Annotated in this window: 21 protein-coding genes; 7 read left to right on the top strand and 14 right to left on the bottom strand. The window is 63.7% G+C overall.

All coding sequences use genetic code 11. The features are described 5' to 3' along the window. Window positions 1-225: 225 nt before the first annotated feature. Window positions 226-480, top strand: a complete 255-nt coding sequence (locus J2Z17_RS07410; RefSeq protein ID WP_209943629.1) for a hypothetical protein — start codon at window positions 226-228, stop codon at window positions 478-480. A gap of 66 nt (window positions 481-546) precedes the next feature. Here the strand turns inward: J2Z17_RS07410 and J2Z17_RS07405 are convergent, their stop codons facing one another. From J2Z17_RS07405 to cysG, 5 genes are all read right to left on the bottom strand, one after another. Beyond that, window positions 547-1,359: a ferredoxin--NADP reductase gene (locus J2Z17_RS07405; protein ID WP_209943627.1), complete on the bottom strand. Its 813-nt coding sequence runs from the start codon at window positions 1,357-1,359 to the stop codon at window positions 547-549. Window positions 1,360-1,548: 189 nt separating this feature from the next. Then, window positions 1,549-2,049, bottom strand: coding sequence for a DUF934 domain-containing protein (locus J2Z17_RS07400; protein WP_209943625.1), 501 nt, complete (start codon window positions 2,047-2,049; stop codon window positions 1,549-1,551). 14 nt (window positions 2,050-2,063) lie between these two features. Then, window positions 2,064-3,734, bottom strand: a complete 1,671-nt coding sequence (locus J2Z17_RS07395) for a nitrite/sulfite reductase (RefSeq protein WP_209943623.1) — start codon at window positions 3,732-3,734, stop codon at window positions 2,064-2,066. An 8-nt stretch (window positions 3,735-3,742) separates the two neighbouring features. Next, entirely contained in the window at window positions 3,743-4,057 is a 315-nt protein-coding gene (locus J2Z17_RS07390; protein WP_209943621.1) for a DUF2849 domain-containing protein, read from the bottom strand. 1 nt (window position 4,058) lies between these two features. Then, entirely contained in the window at window positions 4,059-5,507 is a 1,449-nt protein-coding gene (gene cysG / locus J2Z17_RS07385) for a siroheme synthase CysG (protein WP_209943619.1), read from the bottom strand. Window positions 5,508-5,757: 250 nt separating this feature from the next. On the opposite strand from cysG, the gene J2Z17_RS07380 reads away from it, so the two are divergent. From J2Z17_RS07380 to J2Z17_RS07355, 6 genes are all read left to right on the top strand, one after another. After that, window positions 5,758-6,345: a nucleoside deaminase gene (locus tag J2Z17_RS07380; RefSeq protein ID WP_209943617.1), complete on the top strand. Its 588-nt coding sequence runs from the start codon at window positions 5,758-5,760 to the stop codon at window positions 6,343-6,345. Between the two features lie 60 nt (window positions 6,346-6,405). After that, window positions 6,406-7,239, top strand: a complete 834-nt coding sequence (gene mazG, locus J2Z17_RS07375) for a nucleoside triphosphate pyrophosphohydrolase (RefSeq protein ID WP_209943615.1) — start codon at window positions 6,406-6,408, stop codon at window positions 7,237-7,239. Continuing rightward, window positions 7,236-8,423, top strand: coding sequence for an FAD-dependent oxidoreductase (locus J2Z17_RS07370; protein WP_209943613.1), 1,188 nt, complete (start codon window positions 7,236-7,238; stop codon window positions 8,421-8,423). The genes mazG and J2Z17_RS07370 overlap by 4 nt, the downstream gene beginning before the upstream one ends. A gap of 297 nt (window positions 8,424-8,720) precedes the next feature. Further along, window positions 8,721-9,140 carry a GlcG/HbpS family heme-binding protein gene (locus J2Z17_RS07365; RefSeq protein ID WP_209943611.1) on the top strand — a complete coding sequence of 140 codons (420 nt, stop codon included), beginning with the start codon at window positions 8,721-8,723 and terminating at the stop codon, window positions 9,138-9,140. Window positions 9,141-9,221: 81 nt separating this feature from the next. Continuing rightward, window positions 9,222-9,617 carry a putative quinol monooxygenase gene (locus J2Z17_RS07360; RefSeq protein WP_209943609.1) on the top strand — a complete coding sequence of 132 codons (396 nt, stop codon included), beginning with the start codon at window positions 9,222-9,224 and terminating at the stop codon, window positions 9,615-9,617. Window positions 9,618-9,658: 41 nt separating this feature from the next. After that, entirely contained in the window at window positions 9,659-9,946 is a 288-nt protein-coding gene (locus tag J2Z17_RS07355) for a DUF1330 domain-containing protein (protein WP_209943607.1), read from the top strand. A 38-nt stretch (window positions 9,947-9,984) separates the two neighbouring features. On the opposite strand, the gene J2Z17_RS07350 is transcribed toward J2Z17_RS07355, so the two are convergent. The 9 genes from J2Z17_RS07350 to dusB form a co-directional block, all read right to left on the bottom strand. After that, entirely contained in the window at window positions 9,985-11,709 is a 1,725-nt protein-coding gene (locus tag J2Z17_RS07350; RefSeq protein ID WP_209943604.1) for a peptidoglycan D,D-transpeptidase FtsI family protein, read from the bottom strand. 171 nt (window positions 11,710-11,880) lie between these two features. Continuing rightward, window positions 11,881-13,212, bottom strand: a complete 1,332-nt coding sequence (gene hflX, locus J2Z17_RS07345) for a GTPase HflX (protein ID WP_209943602.1) — start codon at window positions 13,210-13,212, stop codon at window positions 11,881-11,883. A gap of 75 nt (window positions 13,213-13,287) precedes the next feature. Then, window positions 13,288-13,530, bottom strand: coding sequence for an RNA chaperone Hfq (gene hfq, locus J2Z17_RS07340; RefSeq protein ID WP_209943599.1), 243 nt, complete (start codon window positions 13,528-13,530; stop codon window positions 13,288-13,290). A 208-nt stretch (window positions 13,531-13,738) separates the two neighbouring features. Continuing rightward, the gene (trkA, locus tag J2Z17_RS07335; RefSeq protein ID WP_209943597.1) at window positions 13,739-15,115 is read right to left on the bottom strand and encodes a Trk system potassium transporter TrkA; all 1,377 of its coding nucleotides are present in this window, start codon (window positions 15,113-15,115) and stop codon (window positions 13,739-13,741) included. Between the two features lie 60 nt (window positions 15,116-15,175). Further along, window positions 15,176-16,540 (bottom strand): nitrogen assimilation response regulator NtrX, encoded by a 1,365-nt coding sequence (ntrX, locus tag J2Z17_RS07330; RefSeq protein WP_209943594.1) that lies wholly within the window; start codon window positions 16,538-16,540, stop codon window positions 15,176-15,178. Further along, window positions 16,530-18,800 carry a sensor histidine kinase NtrY-like gene (locus tag J2Z17_RS07325; RefSeq protein WP_209943592.1) on the bottom strand — a complete coding sequence of 757 codons (2,271 nt, stop codon included), beginning with the start codon at window positions 18,798-18,800 and terminating at the stop codon, window positions 16,530-16,532. The genes ntrX and J2Z17_RS07325 overlap by 11 nt, the downstream gene beginning before the upstream one ends. A gap of 161 nt (window positions 18,801-18,961) precedes the next feature. Then, window positions 18,962-20,413, bottom strand: a complete 1,452-nt coding sequence (gene ntrC, locus J2Z17_RS07320) for a nitrogen regulation protein NR(I) (protein WP_209943590.1) — start codon at window positions 20,411-20,413, stop codon at window positions 18,962-18,964. Further along, window positions 20,410-21,555, bottom strand: coding sequence for a two-component system sensor histidine kinase NtrB (locus J2Z17_RS07315; RefSeq protein WP_245223916.1), 1,146 nt, complete (start codon window positions 21,553-21,555; stop codon window positions 20,410-20,412). Before J2Z17_RS07315 ends, ntrC begins: the two co-directional genes overlap by 4 nt. Then, window positions 21,552-22,577 carry a tRNA dihydrouridine synthase DusB gene (dusB, locus tag J2Z17_RS07310; RefSeq protein WP_209943588.1) on the bottom strand — a complete coding sequence of 342 codons (1,026 nt, stop codon included), beginning with the start codon at window positions 22,575-22,577 and terminating at the stop codon, window positions 21,552-21,554. The genes J2Z17_RS07315 and dusB overlap by 4 nt, the downstream gene beginning before the upstream one ends. Between the last annotated feature and the right edge of the window lie 121 nt (window positions 22,578-22,698).

Raw genomic sequence — 22,698 nt, 5'->3', positions numbered from 1 at the left:
CCGGCCCGCCCCCCGCCCCGCTCCCCCGCGAACGCTTGAAAATTAGACAGATCGAAAAATCGCCCATTCGTTAAGCTTCGGGTAAGGACAATTCGAGATCATTTTCCTGTAATCGTCTGCGCCGCGCTCTCCAGCCGGGCTTTCCCGCCCACAGCGGGAGACGAGGCGTCAGACGAGTTTGGAAGGCTCCTCACCCTGAAGGAGCTCACGGGAACAGGATGCGCCATGACCAGACCGACCGCATTGCTTCGCCTGACCTTTGCGGCGTTCGCCGCCCTTTCGGCCGGCGCACCGGCCTTTGCCTACACCATGCCGCAGGACATCTCGTCGCTGATCGACCTGCCGCGCCCCTCGGCCCCGCTCAACTATTCGCACCGCGTCATTCCCTGCATCGACGGGCGCGAGACGAAGATCTGGATCAACGGCGTCGTGGTCTCCGGCCGCTGCTATGCCAAGGCACTGGAAATCATCCGGTCCTGAGACGAAAAAAAGCGCCCGTCGGCAGACGAGCGCTTCGATGCTCTGGTTGCTCTGGCCGTCTAAGGCTCAGCCGACAAAGGCCCGTTCGATGACGAATTCCGCCGGCTTGTTGTTGGCGCCTTCGGTGAGACCCGCCTTTTCCAGCAGGGCCTTGGTCTCCTTCAGCATGGCGGTCGAGCCGCAGATCATGCCGCGATCGATGGCCGGATCGAAGGCCGGCACGCCGAGATCGGAAAACATCTTGCCGTTTTCGATCAGGTCGGTGATGCGGCCCATGAACGGATAGTCCTCGCGGGTCGCGGTCGAATAAAGCTTCAGCTTGTCGCCGACGAGCTCGCTCAGGAATTCGTGGCCCCTGATCTCCTCGACGAGATCCAGCCCGTATTGCAGCTCGGCCACCTCGCGGCAGGTGTGCGTCAGGATCACTTCCTCGAACTTCTCATAGGTCTCGGGGTCGCGGATCAGGCTGGCGAACGGCGCGATGCCGGTGCCGGTCGAGAACATGTAGAGCCGCTTGCCGGGCGTCAGCGCGTCGAGCACCAGCGTGCCGGTCGGCTTCTTGCGCATCAGCACCGTGTCGCCCGGCTGGATCTTCTGCAGATGCGAGGTCAGCGGGCCGTCCGGGACCTTGATCGAGAAGAATTCCAGCTCCTCGTCCCAGGACGGGCTCGCGACCGAATAGGCGCGGTAGATCGGCTTCTCGCCGACCATCAGGCCGATCATGGCGAATTCGCCCGAGCGGAAGCGGAACGAATCCGGGCGGGTCATCCGAAAGCGGAACAGGTGGTCGGTATAGTGCTGGACCTCGAGCACGGTCTCGGCGAATACGCCTTCCGGCACGATCATCTCCGCCTTGTCGGTCTTCACTGGAGCGTTCATCGGTGTTTGCTTCCTGTCGATCTCATCTTGCATCATGACCACGTGCCGACGGGCGACGGATGGCGTGCATCCGGCACCCGGACATGGTCGATTTGCCGTCTGTGGCAGTTTGGGGCAGCACATGCCCCAAAACCTTGATCCCCGTCAATCGCCGGCACGGCATAGCCGGTCTGCGAAAACCCTTGGGGTTCAGGCGCGACGGCGCCAGCTGTAGCCAGCAACGGCCTCCGAGCTTGTGGCTGCCGGCTGGTAGTGTTCGGCGATACCGGGCAGCCGGCCCTCTTCCAGCCGCTTCAATGCCACCGGATTCCTGACGGCAAAGCTGTCGATGCCGGTGCGCAGCATCAGCGGGATCTGGTCGATCAGCACGTCGCCGGTGGCCCTCAGCTCGTTCTTGTAGTCGAGCCGGTCTCGCAGCAGCGAGGCCTGGCTGTAGCCGCGACCGTCGCTGAAGGCGGCAAAGGTCAGCGCCACGATCTCCAGACGGTAGAGATAGGGCTCCAGCGCCATCACGTCATCGGCCGGGCCGAGCAGAACGCCCATGCCGACATCATTGGACGCCTCGGCGGCCTCGATGAAGGCTGCGAGCGGCAGCAGGGCGCGCTCGCCCTCGCCGGCCTTCGTCTCGTCTGTTTCGACGATCCACGGATCGTCACCGACGAAGCCGGTCTCTTTCCAGATACGGGTCATTACGATCACTCTCCTCAAGCGGCTTCGACGGCGGTCGGATAGAGCGCGTCCTTGAACGGCTGCGGCCCGACACGGCGATAGGCGTCCAGGAAGGTCTCTTCCTTCGATTGGCGCAGGCCAAGATAGGTGTCGACGATGGTCTCGACGGCGTCGGTCACCTTTTCGGGGACAAAGCCGCGGCCGATGATCTCGCCGATCGAGGTGTGCTCGTCACCGGATCCGCCAAGCGTGATCTGGTAGAGTTCGGCACCCTTCTTTTCAACACCCAGCAGGCCGATATGGCCGACATGGTGGTGGCCGCAGGCATTGATGCAGCCGGAGATCTTGATCTTCAGGTCGCCGATCTCGTCCTGGCGTGCGGCCGAGCCGAAACGCTCCGAGATCGCCTGGGCGACCGGGATCGAGCGGGCATTGGCAAGCGCGCAGTAGTCGAGCCCGGGACAGACGATCATGTCGGTGATCAGCCCGGCATTGCCGGTCGCAAGCCCCTCTTCCAGCAGCGCGTCGTAGACGGCCTTCAGGTCGGCGCGCGCGACATGCGGCAGGATCAGGTTCTGCTCGTGGCTGACACGGATCTCGTCGAAGGCGAACTGCTCGGCAATGTCGGCGACGCGCTCCATCTGCACATCGGTCGCATCGCCCGGAATGCCGCCGATCGGCTTCAGCGAGATGGTGACGCTGGCATAATCCGGATGCTGGTGCTCGGTGACATTGCGGCGCACCCAGATCGAGAAGCCCTCGTCGGCCTTCTGCTGTTCGGCCAGCCGGCCCCAGCCTTCGGCCCGCTCGGGCAGTTCCGGCGGCGCGAAATAGGATTCGATCGCACGGATGTCCTCGTCCGGCAGCTTCAGTTCGCCGCCCTGCAGTTCGGCGAATTCCGCCTCGACCTGGCGCGTCAGTTCTTCCGTGCCGGTCTCGTGCACGAGGATCTTGATGCGCGCCTTGTACTTGTTGTCGCGGCGGCCGTGCAGATTGTAGACGCGCACGATCGCGGTCACATAGGTCAGCAGGTCCTCTTCCGGCAGGAAGTCGCGGATCAGTTTGGCCACCATCGGCGTGCGGCCCTGGCCACCGCCGACATAGACGGCGAAACCGAGCTTGCCGTTCTCGTCTTTCTTCAGCTGCAGGCCGATATCGTGCACCTGGATCGCCGCGCGGTCCCGCGGGGCGCCGGTGACGGCGATCTTGAACTTGCGCGGCAGGTAGGAGAACTCCGGATGAACGGACGACCACTGGCGCAGGATCTCGGCATAGGGCCTGGGATCGGCAAGTTCGTCGGCCGCGGCACCGGCAAAATGGTCGGCGGTGACATTGCGGATGCAATTGCCCGAGGTCTGGATCGCGTGCATCTCGACGCTTGCCAGATCCGTCAGGATTGCCGGAATGTCGGAGAGCTTGGGCCAGTTGTACTGGATGTTCTGGCGCGTGGTGAAGTGGCCATAGCCGCGGTCATATTTGCGCGCGACATGGGCCAGCATCCGCATCTGCTTGGCATTCAGCGTGCCATAGGGCACGGCGACGCGCAGCATATAGGCATGCAGCTGCAGATAGACGCCGTTCATCAGGCGCAGCGGCTTGAACGCATCCTCGGTGATCTCGCCGGACAGACGGCGCTCCACCTGGTCGGTAAACTGGGCGACGCGGGCCTTGACGAAGGCTTGGTCGAATTCATCGTAACGATACATGAGAGTCCTCAGGCGGCAATAAAGTCGGGATCGGCAAAACCGTGTCCCTTGGCATAGGGAATGGTCGGACCGCCGGCACGCACGCGCTCGCGCAACCTTGTCGGCCAGAGCTTGCCGTCGGTTTCCTCGACCTCGATGACGTTGACATCAACGACGAGATTGTCGCTGAGGGCCTTGCGGCCCGTCTCTTCCAGTGCTGCGACGGCCTCGTCGTGGCGGGCCACGAAGGCCGTCTGGAGATCCTCGCTCCATCCGCCTGCGGCATCGAGCCATACGGCAATGCCATCGGTCAGGCGGTTCGCGGTGAGTACCTTTTCAACCATGTCAGATCCTCGCAAGGGCAGTTTCGGCTTCGACGGCCGTGAGGCTACGAAGCGCTTCGGAACGGGTAAAATTCGCACCGGCAACCGCATCGCCGATGATGACCATCACGGGGCCAGAAAGGCTCGTCTCGTGCTCGAGGCGCGGCAGCTCGGCCAGCGTGCCATGCAGCAGGCGGCGATCGGACCGCCCGGCATTCTCGACCACGGCAACGGTGGTATCCGGCGCAAGGCCAGCCTCCATCAGCCGGCCGGCAACGGATGCCGCCACTGTCCGGCCCATATAGACCGCGACGGTGGCGCCGGAAAGGGCAAGCCTTGCCCAATCGGGTAGGACGGCGCCCTGCAGATCGTGACCGGTGGTGAACACAAGTGTCGAGGCGACGCCGCGCAGTGTCAGCGGCAATTCGAAATCGGCGGCAGCTGCCAGGGCCGAGGTAATGCCGGGCACGACCTCATAGGCGACGCCGGCCGCGCGCATCGCCGCCATTTCCTCGCCGGCCCTTCCGAACACCAGCGGATCGCCGGCCTTCAGCCGCACCACGCGCTTGCCCTCGCGGGCCAGTTCGATCAGTAGGTCGTTGATCTCGTTCTGCGACTTCGAATGACAGCCCTTGCGCTTGCCGACGGAGATGCGCTCGGCATCGCGCCGGCCCATGTCGACCACTCCCTGCGGCACGAGGGCGTCGAACAGGATGACGTCTGCCTCCATCAGCAGACGGTGGGCGCGCAGCGTTAACAGGTCTTCGGCGCCCGGTCCGGCGCCGATCAGGAACACCCGGCCCTCGACGCCTTCGGCCCGCGCCTGCTTCAACAGGCCCGTCGCCCGGCGGCGGGCGGTGGAAAGATCGCCCGTCTCGACGGCATCGGCGACATCGCCCTTGAAGAAGCCGCGCCAGAACAGCCGGCGGGCAACGCCCTTCGGCAGCAGCGCATCGACGGCGGAGCGGTAGCCATTGGCAAGCACGGCCAGCATGCCGAGCGATTTCGGCAGCAGCCGGTCGATATCGGCGCGGATCATCTGGGCGAGCACGGGTCCCGCGCCTTCGGTGCCGATCGCCACGGCAATCGGTGCACGATTGACCAGCGCCGGGGTGAAGAAATCGCAATAGTCGGGCTGGTCGACGGCATTGGCCGGAATTTTCGCGGCCCGGGCGGCATCGACAATGGCCCGGTCCATGGCGTTTTCGCCGGTCGCGGCAAATACCAGTTTCGCGCCTTCGACCTGCCGGACATCGAAATCCTCGGCGACATGGGCGACCATGTGTTTCGCCAGGTAGGCGGCAAAGGCGGGATCCGGTTCGGCGCCGTAAGCGATGATCTTCGCCTTGGTATTGCCGAGCAGCCGCACCTTGGCAAAAGCCTCTTCGCCGCAGCCGAACACGGCCACCACTTCGTCCGTCACACGGAAGAAGGCGGGAAATGTTCCTAGCTGGTGTTGCGATCGGGCCATGAGCTCACTCCTTCGTCAGGATCGGCGACACTATCGGTTCTTGCAGCATAAATATGAAGAAAGAGAAATGCGGGTGCGCCCATGGTGCAGACATTTCTTTCCTAGCGGGAGCGGATGTGCGAGCAAATTCGACCCCTCGGCTTTCCTTGGGAGCGACCCGGGCTTTGCCACGCCTGTCGATTTACATCCCCGACCGGCGTCGCTAACGTCGCCAGCCAACAACAGTCCCGCCCTTTCAAGGATCATCCCAGTGACCGCGCTACCGTCTGCCGCCCGCCTGCTCGACGTCATCGAGCACGATATCCTGCCGCTGACGACAAAGGGCGTTGCCGCCGGCAACAAGGTCTTCGGCGCCGCGATCCTGAAGAAATCGGATCTGTCGCTGGTGCTGGCCGAAACCAACAACGAGACCGACAATCCGCTCTGGCATGGCGAGGTCCATGCCCTGAAGCGCTTCTACGAGCTAGGCGAGAGACCCGATACAAGGGATCTCATCTTCCTGTCGACACATGAACCCTGCACCATGTGCATGTCGGCGATCACCTGGGCCGGGTTCGACAATTTCTACTATTTCTTCAGCCACGAGGACAGCCGCGACGCCTTCGCCATTCCGCACGATCTGAAGATCTTGAAAGAGGTCTTCGGCCTCGAGCCGGGCGGCTATCGCAAGCAGAACGCGTTCTGGCATTGCCACCGGATCGGCGACCTTGTCGCCGCAGAGCCGGCGGCAGCCAGAACACCGCTGGAAGACCAGACCGACCGGATAAAAGCGTCGTATGCCGACCTTTCTGCCCAATACCAGTCCGGAAAATCGAAAAACGACATCCCGCTCAGCTGAGCGCCCCAATTTCGCCGCATCAAGGCGGCTTTCCGAGAGTTCCAGACGAGGAGGACGCAATTGGAACCATCCAAGGATATATCACGGCTGATCGAAATCATGGCCGCGCTGCGCGACCCGAAGACCGGCTGCCCCTGGGATGTCGTCCAGACCTTCGAAACCATCAAGCCCTATACGATCGAGGAAGCCTACGAGGTTGCCGATGCGATCGAGCGCAAGGATCCCGATGATCTCTGCGACGAACTGGGCGACCTTCTGCTGCAGGTGGTGTTTCACGCCCGCATCGCCGAGGAGGCCGGGCAGTTCTCCTTCGACAACGTCGTCGAGGCGATTACCGCGAAGATGATCCGCCGGCACCCGCATGTCTTCGCCCGCACCGAGGCCGATACGCCCGAAGCGGTCAAGCGCCAGTGGGACGAGATCAAGCGCCAGGAAAAGGCGACCCGCGCCGAACGGCGCGCGGCGCGCGGCCTTACCGAAGACGCGGATCCCAGCCATCTCGGCTCCGTCCAGCGGTCCTTCCCGGCGCTCACCGAAGCCCTGAAGCTGCAGGAACGCGCCGCCAAGGTCGGCTTCGACTGGTCCGACCCCGAGCCGATCCTCGACAAGATCGAGGAGGAAATCGGCGAATTGCGCGAGGCGCTGGCAAGCGGGCAGAAGCATCGGATCACCGACGAACTGGGCGACCTGATCTTTGCGCTGGTCAATATCGGCCGCCACGTGAAGGCCGATCCGGAGCAGGCGCTGCGCGGCACCAACACGAAATTCCGGCGTCGTTTCAGCCATATCGAGGCAGAATTGAAGGCGCTTGACGTGTCGCTGGAAACGGCCGGCCTCGAGCGCATGGAAGCGCTCTGGCAGGCGGCCAAGGCTGCGGAACGCGATACCCCATGAGACTGACAGACCTTGACGTGGCGATTGCCGGAGCCGGCATTGGCGGCCTTTCGCTGGCCATCATGCTGGCGCGCGGCGGCGTGCGCGTGACCATCTACGACCAGCTGGAACGGCCGCGCGCCGTCGGCTCCGGCTTCGTGCTGCAGCCGCCCGGCGCCTTGGTGATCGAATCCCTCGGCCTGCTTGCCGAAGTCGAGGCCCGCGGCGCGCGCATCCACCGCATGCTCGGCCGCCTGTCGCGCAATGGCCGCCGCGTGCTCGATGTCGGATATCGCGAGGGCGAACATGGCACCGCCATCCAGCGGGTGACGCTGTTCAACCTGCTGCTCAGAACCGCGATCGCCGCCGGCGTCCGTTTCGAGACCGGCAGGGCCGTGCGCGAGGTCGAGACCGGCAGCAAGCCGGCGCTGATCTTCGCCAACGGACAGAAGTCGCCCGCCGTCGATCTCGTCGTCGACACCATGGGCGCCAATTCGCCGATCGAACTGTCGCCCCGCACCGAGCTTGCCTATGGCGCGCTCTGGGCGACGGTGCCCTGGCCGGTCGACGGGCCGTTCCAGGCCGACCTGCTGGAACAGCGCTACGAGCGGGCGCGGCGCATGGCAGGCGTCCTGCCGGTCGGCACCGAGCGGGAAGGCGCGCCCGAGATGGCGACCTTCTTCTGGAGCCTGCGCAATCGCGACATCAATGCCTGGAGCAAGGCAGGCCGCGGCGCCTGGGTCAAGGAAGTCGAGAAGCTTTGGCCGGAGGCCGCACCTTTCGCTGCCCAGGCCCAGCCGATCTATGCGCGCTATCGCCACCAGACGCGCCATCCCGTCATCGGCCGCGGCGCGATCCGGATCGGCGATGCCTGGCATGCCACCAGTCCGCAGCTCGGCCAGGGCGCCAATATGGCGCTGATCGATGCCGCATCGCTGTTTCTGGCGCTGCAGCGCGGCGAGACCCTGCGCTCCTCGGTCGCGACCCACCTGAAACAGCGCCGCAGTCACATCAAGGTCTACCAGACGCTAAGCCGCGTCCTGACGCCATTCTATCAGTCCGACAGCCGCCTTCTGCCGGCCACCCGCGACCTGCTGATCGGCCCGATGACGACGATGCCGGTGGTGCGCCATCTGATCACCCGCGTGGTCACCGGCGACCTGATGAACCCGATCAAGCGGATCGGCCTCGTTGGCAAGCCGTGATGCGGCCAGCGCGAAAGATTGATGCGCTAGCCGCTTCATGGCCGCGACGTCGTTCACAGTAAGCTACGGCAAGGGCGACGTATCCGGTCGATGGCGACCGTGTTCAAGCGCCTGTTTCTTTGAATTTTGCCTGATGCGCGAAAAAGCGACGGTATCCTGTTCTGTACTATCGGCAAACGTTGTGCGTATCCCGGCGGCGGATCATCGTCGCTACATCTGCTGTGCTCCAGCGGCACGCCCTGTCTCATTGAGAGGGCGGGCGGTCGCGGTGCAAGGAACAACAGCAGGATTTCCCCCATGTCGCAGAACAGCTTCACCTCCCTCTCCATCACCCGCGAGGCCGCAGCGCGGCTGATCGCCGAGACCCTCACCGCCTCCGAACGCGCCGGCTTCGAACCGGTCATCGCGATTGTCGATGCCTCGGGCAATCTCAAGGCCTTCGAGCGCAGTGACCGGAGCTCCTATCTCGCCGTCACCATCGCCATCGACAAGGCCTATACCGCGGCGTCCTTCGGTCTCTCGACCGCACAGTGGAACGATCTCGTGGATGATCGCGGCGCCTCCAACCTTCGTCACGTCCCGCGCGTGACGGCGGTCGCCGGCGGTTTTCCGATCATGGAAGACGGCCGGATCATCGGTGGGTTGGGCATTTCCGGCGGCAGCTGGGCGCAGGACCAGGAAGCCGGCGAAGAGGCCCTTCGCGCGTTCGGCCAGTAGCGCGGCACCCGTGTCGATAAAGGGCGGCAGATGTCCTGCCGTCCACCCACCCCTATCTTCCTTCCGCAAGCGGATTTCACCATGATCAGACCGACGTCCCCTCTGCTGGCGACGGCCCTTGGCGCCCTCGTTTCCGCCACCAATGTGCAAGCCCAGACACCATCCGAGACCTATGCCCGGCTTGACGCCGCCCCATACGGGCTGCTTGTCAAGCTGCCGATCCACGCCGGACAACGGCAGCAATTCCTGAAGCTCATCAAGTCCCGCATCGCCGAAAGCCGCGCCATGGCCGAGGTCATCGACTTCGAGGTTCTTTCGACGCCGGACGACAACACCTTCATTGCCGTCGAACGGTTCCGAGACAAGGCGGCGGCGCATGCCTTCGAGGCCCTTCCGGAAACGAAGCGGTTTCTCAACTCCCTGAAGCCCATGCTCGGCCCAGGTCTCGAAGCAACAGTCCTCACGCCGCTGCCCTGAATCGATATCGTTACACCCGCAACCATCGAAAGATTACAGCCATGCCCGCCTATGTCGTCTTCACCCGCGAGAACACCACAGATCGGAGTGCCCTCGATACCTATTCCGCCGATGTCAAAGACAGCTTTGCCGGTCGCGACGTCGCGTTTCTCGCTGCCTATGGGCCACACGAAACCCTGGAGGGGCCGCCGATCGAAGGTGCCGTCATTCTGGAATTTGCCGACATGACTGCCGCCCGGGACTGGTACCACAGCCCTGCCTATCAGCAGGCGGCAGAGCATCGGTTCAGAGGCGCCAAGTACCGCGCCTTTATCGTCGAGGGCCAGTGACTGCCGGTCCAGAGTAGCAGCGGCCCTGGCGAGACGAACTAGAAGCCTACCAGCAGGTTGTCGGAGAATTGCGGCTCGACGCCCAGCAGCGGTGCCGCGCGGCTGACGATCTGCTTGACCATCGGCGCCGCCGTGCTGGTGGCAAAGGTCAGGCCGTGTTCGCCGGTCAAAGGCTGGTCGATGAAGGACAGCACGACGTAGTCAGGGTGATCGATCGGGAAGGCGCCGAGAAAGGCGTTGAAGCTGAGCTTGTGCGAATAGACCCCGTTGATCACCTTGTTGGCCGTCCCGGTCTTGCCGCCCACCTGGAAGCCCGGCACCTGCGCCGGCACGCCGGAGCCCTCCTGCCCGTTCAGCTTGAACAGCGAGCGCATGATGTCGGAGGTCGAAGGCTTGACCACGGTCTTGGCGATCTCGCTCGCCTCAGCCTGGGTCCGCGGCAGGAAGGTCGGCTCGATCAGCTTTCCGCCATTGATCATCGCAGCGCCTGCCACCGCCGTCTGCAGCGGCGTGGTGGCGACCCCATGGCCGAAGGAAATCGTGATCGAGTTGATCTTCTTCCACACCTTCGGCTGGCTCGGCATCTTCACTTCCGGAAGCTCCGTATCCATCTTGGTCAGCAGGCCGAAGCGGGTCAGATAGGCCTGCTGGTTCTCCATGCCGACCGTGTCCATCATCTTGGCCGTGCCGATATTGGAGGAATAGCGGAAGATTTCCGGCACGGTCAGCCAGCGGCGCGGCACGTCGTGGTCGTCATGGATGGTGTAGCGGCCGTAATGCAGCGGCGCCGAGGCGTCGAACTTGTCGGTCGCCTTGACCGCGCCGAGGTCGAAGGCCATGGCCATGGAGAAGGTCTTGAAGGTCGAGCCCATCTCGAACGTGCCGTCGCTCATCCGGTTCAGCCAGCCGTCGCCGCCGCTCGCCTGCGGATCATTCGGATCGAAGTCGGGATCCGACACCATGGCGACGACCTCGCCGGTATGGACGTTGAGCACCACGGCCCCTGCGGACTGCCCCTTGTAGCGGGCCAGCGCGTCCTCGACGACATCGTGGACGATATTCTGCACCCGCAGGTCGATCGAGAGCTTCACCGGCTTCAGCGCGTCGGTTGCCGTCAGACCCGTCATTGCCAGGTCCGAAAGCCCCTGGCTATCGAGATAGCGTTCCATGCCGGCCTTGCCGTGATTGTCGATATCGACATAGCCGACGACATGGGCGGCGGTGCGGCCTTCGGGGTAGAAGCGCTTGACCTCCGGGCGGAAACCGACGGCCGGGATGCCGAGCGCCAGCACTTCGCTTTCCTGCTTCGGCGTGATCTGCCGCTCCAGCCAGGTAAATCGCGAGCGCGCATTGGCAAGCTTGCGATAGGTGGCACGGCGGTCGAGATCGGGAAACACCTGGATCAGCTTGTCGACGGCGTCATCGACATCGACCACCCGGTTCGGCTCGGCATAGAGCGATACCATGCGCAGATCGGTCGCCAGCAATTCGCCATTGCGGTCGATGATATCGGGCCTCGAGGCCACAACATGCACGGGGGGAATGGAGGACGTCTCGTCGTCGGGCTCCATGCCGAAATAGACGAGCTTGCCGGCGATCAGCAGGTTTCCCGCAATCACGCAGCTCACCAGCGTGACGATCCGGGAGCGCGCACGCTTCGAGCGGCCGATCATCTTGGCGCTGGCCTTGCCATGCGCCTTGGACCCGATTGTCAGTTGCGTGAGACGGCCACTCTTGAGACCGAGGCTGCGGATGATCGACATGGCGAAGTGCTACCGGTCAGAAACTCTTAACAAACCCTGACTAGACCTCCTTGGTTAACGAGGCCTTAAGCGGTTCGCGGTCTGCGGTGCGGATTGCCGGATATCGATGGCCGATCGCACGATCGTGAACGGCCTCAACGCGCCTGCGGGCACGGGAAAAAGAGCGGGCGCTCAGCGCTCCCAGTCTTCCCGCGCAGCCGGTGGTGTGGTGCCAAGCTTTTTTTCCAGCTCGCTCGCCTGGCGGTCGGTCAGTTTCACGTCGAGATCGACGGAGCCGTCCTCGTTGTCGGTGCGACCATCGACCACGGCATTGTCGTAGAGCCAGGAAATCAGCGCATGCTTGTCGGCCGGGATCGTCACGGTCGCTTCCGTCAGCACGCCCGAAAGCCGCTCGGAGATCGTCTGCAGCAGCGGATCGATCCCCTCGCCGGTGATCGCCGAGGCGGTATAGACATCCGAGCGCACCTCGGCGCGCTCGATCAGCGCATCGTGGGTTTCCGGCTCCAGCCGGTCGATCTTGTTCCAGATCTCGATCAGCCGTGCGTCCCGGGCCTTCTGGTCGATCCCGAGTTCCTCCAGAATGCGCGTCACGTCCTCGGCCTGGGCGGCATTGTCCGGATCGGACATGTCGCGCACATGCAGGATGAGATCGGCTTCCAGGACCTCTTCCAGCGTCGCGCGGAAGGCGGCCACCAGATGGGTCGGAAGATTGGAGATGAAGCCCACGGTGTCGGACAGGATCACGGTGCGGCCCTGCGGCAGCTTCATCCGGCGCAGCGTCGGGTCAAGCGTGGCAAACAGCATGTCCTCGGCCAGAACCCCGGCCCCGGTGATGCGGTTGAACAGCGTCGACTTGCCGGCATTGGTATAGCCGACCAGGGCCACGATCGGATGCGGCACCTTGCGCCGCTTGGCGCGGTGCAGCTGGCGGGTGCGCACGACCTGCTCGAGTTCCTTCTCGAGCTTGACGATGCGGTCCTGCAAGAGCCGGCGGTCGGCCTCGATCTGGGTTTCCCCCGGACCGCCCATGAAGCCGGCACCACCGCGCTGGCGTTCAAGGTGGGTCCAGGACCGCACAAGGCGACCCTTCTGGTAGTTCAGATGCGCAAGCTCGACCTGCAGCGTGCCTTCCTTGGTGGAGGCGCGGCGGCCGAAGATTTCGAGAATGAGGCCGGTGCGGTCGATCACCTTGGCGCCCCATTCCTTTTCCAGATTGCGCTGCTGGATCGGCGTCAGCGGATGGTCGACGATCACCAGGCCGGCATTGTGGCTGTCGAGGCTCTCGCCGATCTCGGCGATCTTGCCGGTGCCGAGCAGCGTGCCGGGCTTCGGGCTGGCGATCATGACGATCAGGCCTTCGGCCACCTCGAGATCGATGGCGCGGGCCAGTCCGATTGCTTCCTCCAGCCGGCTTTCGTGACTGCGCAGCTGCAGGCCACGCGTCTCCGACGCGGCACCGCGGCCGGTCTGCTTGAGCACCGGCACGATGACGATCGCACGCATGTCATCCCGGTGCTTCTCCTGCTCCGGAATGATCGAATCATTGTTTGTATCGCGGATGGCTATGGCCCGATCCTATCAGCCTGCGGCTTCTTCGCTCTCGAACATCTGCAGCGGCTGACCGGGCATGATTGTCGAGATGGCGTGCTTGTAGACCAGCTGGGAGTGGCCGTCACGACGCAGAAGCACACAGAAATTGTCGAAAGATGTCACGACCCCGGTGAGCTTTACACCATTGATCAAAAAGATCGTCAGCGAAATCTTCTGCTTGCGTACGGTGTTGAGGAAAAGATCCTGCAGATTCTGAGAACGTTCCGCCATGGCGCCGATTCTTTCTTAGTTGCCGACGTTTTTGTCGGGTTCTTATCGTATTAGTTCAAAAGCTTGGCCGAGGTGCCCGAAAACCCCTCCGAGGCAGTTGGTATCAAATTGGCGTCTTTTCCGCAATGTCGAAAAAGTGGCTGCCCGTTGATGCCGCGCCGGAGCTGTTCCTGTGCCCGCGGATGCCGGATGTCCGCCGCCGCAGCCTTCAGAAATACTGGATCGACACGCGAAACATCTGCTCCACATGGCGCACCGAATTGGCCGTGACGAACAGCACGACCCGATCCTTGGCCTTGATCTTCAGCTCGCCGTCGGGCCTCAGCACCTGCTTGTCGCGGTAGATGGCGCCGATGCGGATACCGTCGGGCAATTCGAGTTCGCGGAACGGCACGCCGACCAGCGGCGAGGTTTCCAGCGCCTCGGCCTCGATCACTTCGGCGGCCCCCTTCTGCACCGCATAGACCGAGCGGATGCGGCCCTTGCGGACATGCTGGAGAATGCGCGAAATGGTCACGGCACGCGGATTGATATAGGCATCGATGCCGATCGAACCCGTCAGCTCCTGATAGGTCGGGTCGTTGACCAGCACCATGGTCGAACGGCAGCCGATCCGCTTGGCGAGCGCTGCCGCCAACAGGTTCGTCTGGTCGCTGTTGGTGACCGTCACCATCAGGTCGGCTTCCGGCACATCCGCCTGGGCCAGAATATTCTGGTCGAGCGCCGACCCATGCAGCACGATCGCATGCTTCAGCTGTTCCGACACCATGGCGGCGCGCACCCGGTCGCTCTCGATGATCTTGATTCGGGTCTTCGGCTGCAGCTGTTCGATCGTGTGGGCCACATAGTAGCCGATATTGCCCGCACCGGCGATGACGATGCGACCCGCTTCCTGCTCCTCATGGCCGAACAGGCCGAGCGTGCGGCGCGTGTGGTCGCGCTGGCAGATCACATAGGCCAGATCGCCGGCGAGCAGTTGGTCGGTCGAGCGCGCCACATGCAGCCGGCCATTGCGGTAGACGCCGACCACGGTTGCCATCAGGTCGGGAAAAAGCTGGCTCAGCTGTTTCAGCGGCGTGTTGAGGACCGGGCAATCCTCGGTGCATTCGATCGCGACCATGGCGATATGGTCTTCGGCAAAGCGCACGATATCGTTGGCGCCCGGAAACGAAATGCGCCGCAGCACCATCTTGCCGACCTCGATCTCCGGCGAGATGATCACGTCGATCGGCAGATGATCGCGCGAGAACAGGTCGGAATATTCCGGCTCCATATAGGCCTGGGCGCGGATGCGGGCGATCTTGGTCGGCACGTTGAACAGCGAATGGGCCACCTGGCAGGCGGTCATGTTGATCTCGTCATGCAGGGTGACGGCGATGATCATGTCGGCCTGGTCGGCGCCGGCCTTTGCCAGCACGTCCGGATGGGCGCCATGGCCGACATAGCCGCGCACGTCCAGCGTCTCGGTCACCCGGGTGACCAGAGAGGCGGAGGTATCGATGACGGACACATCGTTGTCTTCCTGGGACAGGCGCTCGGCGATGCCGTATCCAACCTGTCCCGCCCCGCAGATAATGACTTTCATCGATACACTTTCATCACTTCACTCGACGCGTCCGGCTGCAATCGTCCGGAACGCCGTTCGTTATACGCCAAGCGATTTCAGTTTTCGATGCAAAGCTGACCGTTCCATGCCGACAAATTCGGCAGTCCGCGAAATATTGCCGCCGAAACGGTTGATCTGGGCCACCAGATAATCGCGCTCGAACATTTCGCGCGCCTCGCGCAGCGGCAGGGTCATGATGTGGGTGTCGCTATGGGCCGAGACCTTGGGCAACATGTCTGACAAATCCGGCGGCAGCATTTCGGCGCCGATCACCTGATCGGAATCCTCGTTCTTCGTCAGGATCAGCAGCCGCTCGATATTGTTGCGCAGCTGGCGATTGTTGCCGGGCCAGTCATTGGCCTGCAGCACCGCCATGGCGTCCTCGCCGATGCGGCGCTGGCGAATGCCGGCCTGCTCGCAGATCTGCCGCATGAAGACGTCGACCAGGAAGGGGATGTCCTCCCGGCGCTCGGCCAGCGCCGGCACCTTGACCGGAACCACGGCCAGCCGGTGGAAAAGGTCCTCGCGGAACCGGCCCTCCGCAATCATGCTTTCCAGATTGTAGGCACTGGACGAGATGATCCGCACATCGACCTTGACCCGCTTGTTGCCGCCGACACGCTCGAACTGCTGGTCGACCAGCACGCGCAGGATCTTGTTCTGCGTCTCGCGCGGCATCTCGCCGATCTCGTCGAGATAGAGAATGCCGCGATGGGCTTCCTCAAGCGCGCCGATCTTGCGCGGCTGGCCGGGGCCGCCCTCGGTGCCGAACAGCGCGATCTCCATCCGGTCCGGCGTGATCGCCGCGGCATTCAGCGTCACGAAGGGCCCGGCCGAGCGGGCCGAGCGCTTGTGGATCATCCGCGCCACCAGCTCCTTGCCGGAGCCGGACGGGCCGACGATCATGATGCGGCTATTGGTCGGCGCAACCTTGTCGATCGTCTGGCGCAGCTGCGACACGCCGACCGAGGTACCGATCAGTTCGGTCGAATCGCCGGTGCGCCGCTTCAGTTCGGAGACTTCGCGCTTGAGCTTGGAATTTTCCAGCGCCCGCTCTGCGATCAGCACCAGCCGGTCTGCCTTGAACGGCTTTTCGATGAAGTCAAAGGCACCGCGCTTGATGGCCGACACGGCGGTCTCCACCGTCCCGTGACCGGAGATCATCACCACCGGCAGATCGGGATGGCGCGACTTGATCTCGTCCAGCAGGGTCAGGCCGTCCAGCCGGCTGCCCTGCATCCAGATGTCGAGAAACACCAGCCGGGGCACGCGATCGGAGATCGCCGCAAGGGCGCTGTCGGCATCGTGGGCGGTGCGGGTTTCGTGTCCCTCGTCGCTCAGGATGCCCGAAACGATTTCGCGAATGTCTTCTTCATCATCGACGACCAGAATATCAGAGGCCATGTACTATTTCCTTGTCGTGTTCGCTGGACGGACCATGCTCCGTGCCGCTCGGCGGCAGGACCACGCGGATCATCGCCCCGCGTCCTTCGTCAAAATCGTGTGGCGCGTCATGCAGTTCGATCTGCCCGCCATGCTCTTCAATGATCTTCTTGACGATCGCCAGACCAAGGCCCGTGCCCTTGTCGCGCATCGTCATGTAAGGTTCGAGAATCCGGTGACGGTTCTCCTCCGGCAACCCCTTGCCGTTGTCGATCACGTCGACGACATACCGCTCCCGCGCGGCCTCGTAGCGTGAGCGCACCGCGATCCGTCCGCTGGCCGCAGGTCTCTCGGATGCCACCGCCTCGATCGCCTCGGCGGCATTCTTGATCAGATTGGCAAAGGCCTGGCCGAGCATCCGCGAATCGAATTGCCCCTCCAGCGGCACATCGCCGAAGTCGCGTTCATAGGTTATGTCGTGGCTGCCCATTTCCCGCAGGAAGACGGAATCCTTGAGGATACCGCGCAGGTCGCTCGCCTGCTTGGTCGGCTTCGGCATGCGGGCAAAGGACGAGAATTCGTCGACCATGCGGCCGATATCCTCGACCTGGCGCACGATCGTGTCGGTGCACTGGTCGAAGACGACGCGGTCATCCTCGGCGATCTGGCGGCCGTAGCGGCGCTTCAGGCGCTCGGCCGACAGCTGGATCGGGGTCAGCGGATTCTTGATCTCGTGGGCGATGCGCCGCGCGACGTCGGCCCAGGCGGTCGAGCGCTGGGCGATCACCAGATCGGTAATGTCGTCGAGCGTCACCACATAGGAATCGTCGCTGCCGCGGGTCTCCTCGCGGGTCACCTGCACGTTCAGCGTCCGTTCCTTGCCGCCACGCACCAGATTGACCTGCCGGCGATAATCCGTGCGGTGGCGGGCGGCGGCCTCCGACAGGACCTGATCGATCTCCGGCGCGATCTCGACCAGCTTGCGTCCCACCAGTTCATCGACCCCAAGGCCGAGGAAATATTCGGCCGACGGATTGACGATGGTGATCACCCGGTCGTCCTCGACGCCGATCACGGCCGCCGTCACGCCCGACAGCACCGCCTCGATGAAGCGACGGCGGTCGTCGACCTCGTCCTTGGCCTCGAGGATCTCGTTGCGCTGGGTGCGGATCTGCGAAATCATCTTGTTGAAGGTTCGCGACAGGCTGCCGACATCGCCATCGGCGCCGCGCACCGGCACGACGACATTCAGATTGCCGCCGGCGACATTGTCGGCCGCCCCGATCAGCGTGCGGATCGGCCGGACGATCCTGTCGGCCACCGCGATGGCGGTCCAGATTGCCGCCAGCAGCACGACCAGGGCAAAGCCGACATAGAGAACGGCAAAGGCGATCTGCAGCGAGGTGCGGCCGGCTTCCATCGCCTTGTACTCGGCGGTGTTGTCCTCCATCTCGCGCATCGCGCCCATGACCTTCGGGTCGACCGCGCGGATGGTGTAGAGATAGGCACCGGAAATCTGCTCCAGCTTGATCATCGCGCCGACCAGATTGGTGACGCCGGGCGGGATCAGCGTCGGCTGGCCGGCAACCGCACTTTTCAGCGCATCGGTCGGGATGGCCGGCAGCGGCTTTTCCGTGTCGATCTGCGCCTGGGTCAGCACCGAACCGTCGGAGCGCACCAGGAAGGCGCCCAGCAGTCCCCGGCCCTTGGCCTGCCGGGTCAACAAATCGACGAAGCCGGTGCGATCGAGATAATAGAGCGCCCGGTTACGCTCCAGGTCGTTGGCCATCGAGATCGTCTGGCCCTGCAGATAGCTGGCATTCTCCAGCATATAGGCCTGCGCGACATTCATCGAGGACTGGACAATCGACTGCGTGCGGATCGAGAACCAGCGGTCGAGACCGACATTCAGGGTGATAGAGGCGAAGATCGCCACCATGATCGCCGGGGTGATGGCGACGATCGAGAACAGCGCGACGATCCGCACATGCAGCCTTGCGGCCGCGCGGCCCTTGGTGCGGGCGCGCACGAGGCGGAACAGTTCGCGCCCGATCAGCATCAGCAGGCCGACGACGAACAGCGAATTGACCGCGGCGGAGGCAATCAGCACCTTCGAAGTCGGCTCGATCGGCGTCAGCCCCAGCAGGATCGGCAGCGTCAGGATCGCGCAGGCAAGCGCACCTCCGGCCAGCAACAGGCCGGGCAATGCAAAAGACGCTCGCCTGTCATGGGCGACCGCGCCGTCGCCTTCGGCGATTGTGCCGACGCTCGTCTTCGCCATGTTCATCAAACTCCTGACCCCGTTGCAGGGCGAAAAGAAACACCAGAGCTGCAGACCGACCTTTGCAGGTCGAGGCAGAACGTCATGGGCCGGGCGTACCGACCCCACCGTGTCCTTTCAGCAACGCAATGTGGCGAAATTGCAACTGTGGTCGAAGCTTGTCAAGCGGAGCGGGAACTGCGGTAGACCGAGACGCCGAGCTCGCGGATCTTCTTGCGCAGCGTATTGCGGTTGAGGCCGAGAAGATCCGCCGCCTTGATCTGGTTGCCGCGCGTGGCGGTGAGCGCCGCAAGGATCAGCGGATACTCCATTTCCCGCAGCACGCGCTCGTAGAGGCCCGACGGCGGAAGCGCGTCGTCGAAGCTGGCGAAATAGGTCCGCATGTTTTCCTCGACCGACTGGGCGATGGTCATCGACCCCGTCGCGCCGCCCGACTTGGCGATCGGGCTGTCGGTGACCTCGGAGCGCAATTCCGATTCGATGATCTCGCGGGTGATCACATCCTGCGGATAAAGCGCCATCAGCCGGCGAATCAGGTTTTCCAGTTCACGCACATTGCCCGGCCACGGATAGGCCTTCATCGCATCGACGGCCTCGGTGTCGAACCGCTTGGAATCGAGACCTTCCTTCTCGCCCACCTGAACGAAATGACGAACCAGATCGGGAATGTCCTCGGCCCGGTCGCGCAGCGGCGGCAGGCGCAGCGGCACGACGTTCAGCCGGTAATAGAGATCCTCGCGGAACAGGCCCTGATTGATCGACTGCTTCAGGTCCTTGTTGGTGGCAGCCACGATCCGCACATCGGTGCGGATCGGCGTGCGGCCGCCGACGGTGGTGTATTCGCCCTGCTGCAGCACGCGCAGCAAACGGGTCTGCGCATCCATCGGCATGTCGCCGATCTCGTCGAGGAACAGCGTGCCGCCTTCGGCCTGCTCGAACCGTCCGGTCGAGCGCGACTGCGCGCCGGTAAACGCGCCCTTTTCGTGGCCGAACAGTTCCGACTCGATCAGGTCGCGCGGAATTGCCGCCATGTTGATCGCGACAAAGGGACCGTTGCGGCGCTTGCCGTAATCATGCAGCGCCTTGGCCACCAGTTCCTTGCCGGTGCCGGACTCGCCGGTGATCATCAGCGTCAGGTCGGTCTGCATCAGGCGCGCCAGCACCCGGTAGATCTCCTGCATGGCGGCCGAACGGCCGACAAGCGGCATGCCGTCCTGCGTGTCGTCTTCGGGGTGGACCGGCTTCTTCTTCGGCTCGGCCAGCGCCCGGCCGATGATCGCGATCAGCTCGGTCAGGTCGAAGGGTTTCGGCAGATAGTCATAGGCGCCGCGCTCGGAGGCCTTGATCGCCGTCATGAAGGTGTTCTGCGCGCTCATCACCAGAACCGGCAGGTCCGGCCGCGCCTTCTTGATCCGTGGCAGAAGGTCGAACGCGTTCTCGTCGGGCATGATCACGTCGGTGACCACCAGATCGCCCTCGCCGGCTGAGATCCAGCGCCACAGCGTGGCGGCATTCGAGGTGATGCGCACGTCGTAGCCGGCGCGGCTCAGCGCCTGGTTCAATACGGTGCGGATGGCAGCGTCATCGTCGGCGACAAGGATCGTTGCAGTCATGAATTCGGTCCTGTGGGGTTCGCGTCAAATGGATCCTGACCGCCTGTCACCTTGGACACGGGCATCAGAACGCGGAATGTGGTTCGGCTCGACTGGCTGTCGCATTCGACAATGCCGCCATGGGTGCCGATGATCTTGGCAACCAGCGCCAGGCCGAGACCCGAACCGTTCGTCTTGGTGGTGATGAAGGGATCGAACAGATGCGGCAGCAGGTCGGAGGGTACGCCCGGACCATTGTCATGCACGCAGAATTCGAGAGGCAGCGAAATCTTCTCGCGCGAGCCGGAGACCGACAGCTTCATGCCGGGCCGATAGGCCGTGCTCAGCTGGATCTCGCCATCGGCCCGGTCGACGACGGCCTCGGCGGCATTCTTCACCAGGTTCAGGAAGACCTGCACCAGCTGGTCGCGATTGGCATAAACCGGCGGCAGCGACGGGTCGTAGCTCTCTGTGATCTTGATGTCGCGGGCAAAACCCGCCTTGGCGACCGCCTTCACGTGATCGAGCACGGAATGGATGTTGACCGCCGTGCGGTCGATCGGCCGCTCGTCGGAAAACACCTCCATGCGATCGACCAGCGAGACGATCCGGTCGGTCTCGTCGCAGATCAGTCGCGTCAGCGGCCGGTCCTCGTCGGGTACGGAGCTTTCCAGCAGCTGGGCTGCGCCGCGAATGCCCGACAGCGGGTTCTTGATCTCATGCGCCAGCATCGAGGCGAGACCGGTCACGGACCGCGCGGCGGCGCGGTGCACCAGCTGCCGGTCGATCTTGTCGGCCATCGAGCGTTCCTGGAAGACCACGACGACGGCATGCGGATCGGTGACGACCGGCGCGACATAGAGGTCGACCAGCTTGTCCTGCCCCAGCCGCGGCGACGACAGGTCGACGCGGTATTCGTTGACCGGTCCACGGCGCTCGCGCACCTGGTCGATCAGCGCCAGCAGCGGGCTGCCGAACGGAATGAAGGTCGAGATCGGATAGCGGGCCAGATGGCTGGCGCTGGCCCCGAAAAAGGTTTCCGCATCCCAGTTGGCAAAGGCGATGTGGCCCTCCCCGTCGATCAGGATGACCGGGTTCTGGATGGCATTCAGCACATCCATCGCCAGACCGCTGTTTTCGGCCAGCAAATTGGGGTTTGTCATGCTGCCTCCTGGCAGGTTGCGCTTCGGCCCCGATCGCCCGACAGAAGCCGGCGAAGGCAGGCAGAGACGAAATCCGGATCGTTCGAGGTCATCACCGCCACACGCTCGTCCGCCGTCATCGACGGCGCGAAGCGCTCGAGATACCAGCCGAGATGCTTGCGCGCATGGCGAATGCCGGTCTTGGCGCCGTAGTGGTCGATCATCATGGCATAATGCTCCTCGGCGATGGCGGCGATCTCGCCCTGCAGCGGCGCCGGATGGCCGGCCAGCACGCCGGCATGCCAGGGTCGGCCCTGGCATCCCCGGCCGATCATCACCGCGTCGGCGCCCGAACGACGCAGGATCTCGCCAGCATCGGCCACCGTCTCGACATCGCCATTGGCAATCAGCGGAATCGAGATCGCGGCCCGCACATCGCCGATCGCATCCCAGTCGGCGCGTCCCTCGTAGAACTGCATCCGGGTACGGCCATGCACGGTGATCATCTGCGCGCCCGCCCGTTCGGCACGGCCGGCAAGCGCCGGCGCATTGATCGACTGCGTGTCCCAGCCGAGCCGCATCTTCACCGTCACCGGCACCGAGACGGCCTTGACCACCTGTTCGATGATATCGAGCGCGTGGTCGGGCTCGCGCATCAGCGCCGAACCGGCATAGCCGCCGATCACCTTCTTGGCCGGGCAGCCCATGTTGATGTCGATGATGTCGGCACCCTCGGCCTCGCAGATCCGCGCCGCCTGCGCCATCCAGTGCGGATCACGGCCGGCGAGCTGGACCATATGCGGGCGGAAGTCCGCGCCCTTCAGACGGGTCCAGGATTCGGCGGCGTTCTGCACCAGTTCGCGGCTCGCCACCATTTCGGTGACGACCAGCCCGGCACCGTAGCGCATGGCAAGCTTGCGAAACGGCAGATCCGTCACGCCCGACATCGGCGCCAGCACGAGCCTGTTGCGAACGGTGACCGGTCCGATCTTGAAGGGCGTCTCTAACGCGGGAATCGGCAAATGATGATCTTTCGGGCACACAATCTTACTGCACGATTTTTAGCCAGAAGCATTGGACTTGCCAAGAGAAATCGCTGGTAAATCGACAAAAATCAGGCAAGTGCTGGAAAAGTGTCTGGCCTGCCGCTAGAGCAGGCACGGA

This window comes from Heterorhizobium halophytocola, assembly GCF_017873095.1.
Lineage (GTDB): Bacteria > Pseudomonadota > Alphaproteobacteria > Rhizobiales > Rhizobiaceae > Allorhizobium > Allorhizobium halophytocola.
Note: the sequence above shows the minus strand (reverse complement) of the source record. Positions and strands in the feature narration are given on the sequence as shown.